Annotated in this window: 3 protein-coding genes; 1 reads left to right on the top strand and 2 read right to left on the bottom strand. The window is 75.2% G+C overall.

Translation table 11 applies throughout. The annotated features are described in order from the left end of the window. The coding region (locus C1A33_RS37025; protein ID WP_243407882.1) for an acyltransferase family protein at positions 1 to 584 on the bottom strand (584 nt) is incomplete at its 3' end. Between the two features lie 75 nt (positions 585 to 659). Continuing rightward, positions 660 to 1,394: an acyltransferase family protein gene (locus tag C1A33_RS37020; RefSeq protein ID WP_243407881.1), complete on the bottom strand. Its 735-nt coding sequence runs from the start codon at positions 1,392 to 1,394 to the stop codon at positions 660 to 662. A 327-nt stretch (positions 1,395 to 1,721) separates the two neighbouring features. Here C1A33_RS37020 and C1A33_RS23685 point away from each other — a divergent pair. Continuing rightward, positions 1,722 to 2,486: AfsR/SARP family transcriptional regulator (locus tag C1A33_RS23685; RefSeq protein ID WP_243407880.1), on the top strand; the 765-nt coding region annotated here is incomplete at its 3' end.

Genomic DNA, 2,486 nt, shown 5'->3' with positions numbered 1-2,486 from the left:
CGCCGAGGTGGAGACCGCGAAGGCCGTCGTCGAGGTCCCCTGCCCGTACGCGGGGCTGACGCCAGCCTCCCGGACCCGGCCGGGGACGGGCGCGACCATCGCGGGCAGCGCCGCAGGATGGGGCGTTCGACCAGGTAGTAGGACGCGGCGGCCAGGACCACCGAGAGCAGGCCGGCGGCGAGGATGGCCGGCCAGCGGCCAAGGGCGCCGGTCAGGCCGGGACCCCAGTGGGCGACCACGGGAAAGTGCCAGAGGTAGAAGCCGTAGGAGATCCGGCCGAGCCAGGCGAGCGGCGCGACCGCGAGGGCGCGGAACAGCCAGGTCGTCGGACCCGCCTGGGCGAGGGCGAGCACGACGGCCCCGGCGAGCAGGGCGACGACGGTGTAGCCGCCGCGGCACATCGACGTCGCCCGTGGTCCCCAGCCGCTCGGCGCGATCACCGTCGCCACCGCCAGCAGTGCGAACGCCACCGTGCCGACGGCCGGCAGCACTCCCGTGATCCGGTCGAGCCCGCGCCGCCAGGCACCCGGGGCCGCGACCGCCGGACCATCCACGCCGACCGTCGCCACGCCGATCGTCGCCACGCTGCCGCCGCCGGCGCGCGCGCCGCTGGTGACGGCCGGCCGGGGACGCGCCGCGCGCAGCCAGGCGGCCAGCGCTCAGCCGACGAGCAGCGCGTCCGCCCTGGTGTCCAGGCCGAAGTACATCCGGGTCGCCGACGCGCCGAACGCGGCCAGCACGTTGCGCCACAGCGCGACCGCGGCCACCCCGGCCAGCAGCACCACCGGCAGCCGGCGGGCGAGCCGCGGCCGGCGGCACAGGGCGACCAGCACCAGCGGCCAGAGCAGGTAGAACTGCTCCTCCGCGGACAGCGACCAGGTGTGGCCGAGCCAGCCGGCCCCCGTGCTCTGCCGCACCACCTGGACGTAGTTGTTCACATACATCGCCGACGCGGCCAGGCTGCCCAGGAACTCACCGAGCGCACCGGCCCGCCCGTCGATCCCCGTCACCACCGCGACCAGGCCGACCAGGGCCAGCAGCCAGAACGCCGGCAGCAGCCGGTAGGCGCGCCGCACGTAGAACCGAATCAGGGACACCTCGCCCGCCCGGTCCCGTTCGGCCAGCAGCTGCCCGGTGATCAGGAAGCCGCTGAGCACGAAGAACACGTCGACACCGAGGTAGCCGCCGGGCAGCGCGTCCATGTGGAACACGAGCACGCACAGCACCGCGAGCGCTCGCAGACCGTCCAGTGCCGGGTTGCGGCCGAGACCGCCACCTCCACCACTCTCGTCGCTTCCACCGGAACCACCGGTGTCCGCGCGTTCGCGACGAACCCGGTCCAGCGGTGGGGGTTCGCGTCGTACCAGCGTGTCGAGGCCGCCGTGCTCCGCCATCCGCTCTCCCTCGGCGCCGTCAGGTTGCTGCCCGTCTGCCTCCCCCAGTGAGTCGTTCCTATGCCCCGAACCTGGGAGTGGCCTGTCAGCCGGGCCCGACGACCGGCTGGCGGAGGACCGAACAGCGCCGGATCGCGAGACATGGGCGCACAGGCCCCGGCACGCCCGCCCTGGTAACGCCCACCCTGGTAACGCCCACCCCGGTTCGCACAGCCGACTCCGTCCGCCCACGGCGGCCGTCGGCAGGACCGGAAGGTCGTCCCTAGACTGATCGGGTGGTCGTGAGCCTCACTCTCCTGGACGGGGTGCGCTGGAGAGGCGCCCCCGGTGGTGGGTGACCGGTCACGGGCGCTGCTGGCGGCGCTGGCCGCCGAGCACGGGCGCGCGGTGCGCGCGCAACGGCTGGTCGAGCTGATCTGGTGTGGCGAGCCGCCGGTGAACGCGGCCAAGGGCCTGCAGGTGGTCGTCTCCAGGACCAGGGCGATCTGCGGTGCCGAGGTGGTGGCACGCGACGGTGCGGGATACCGGCTCGCCCTGCCGGCGGAGCAGGTCGACAGCTGCCTGCTCGGCCAGCGTGTGACGGAGGCCGGCCGGCTCCTGGCGACCGATCCGCTCGCCGCCGCCAGCCTGGTCCGGGGTGCGCTGGAACTCGGCGCGTCCCTGCCGGCGGTGTCGGTGGAGGAGGAGGGTCCGCTCGCCGACGTGCGGCGGGTGGCAGAGCGGGAGCTGGCTGCCGCCCGGATCCTGCTGGCCCAGGCCACAAGCCGGGCGGGGCGGCACGCCGAGGCGCTGCCGCTGCTGGAGGAGGCCCACGCGCGCCACGCCGACGACGAGGGCCTGCTGGCCGACCTGCTGCGCAGCGAGGCGGCGGCGCGTGGGCCGGCGGCGGCGCTGGGCCGGTTCGAGCGCCACTGCCGGGACCTGCGCGAACAGCTGGGCACCGGGCCCGGGGAGGCGCTCACCCGGGTCCAGCGCGAGCTGCTCGCCCTCGACCGGCCGCAGGTCCGGGACGGGACGGGATCCGGTACGACGCCACTCCGTTGCGGATCGATGAGCGATAGCGCTCGCCGTTCACGCCGCCGGCACTTGCGC

Origin of the sequence: Frankia canadensis (genome assembly GCF_900197875.1) — a bacterium.
Taxonomy (GTDB): domain Bacteria; phylum Actinomycetota; class Actinomycetes; order Frankiales; family Frankiaceae; genus Frankia; species Frankia canadensis.
The sequence above is the reverse complement of the archived record's forward strand: the minus strand, read 5'-3'. Positions and strand labels throughout refer to the sequence as shown.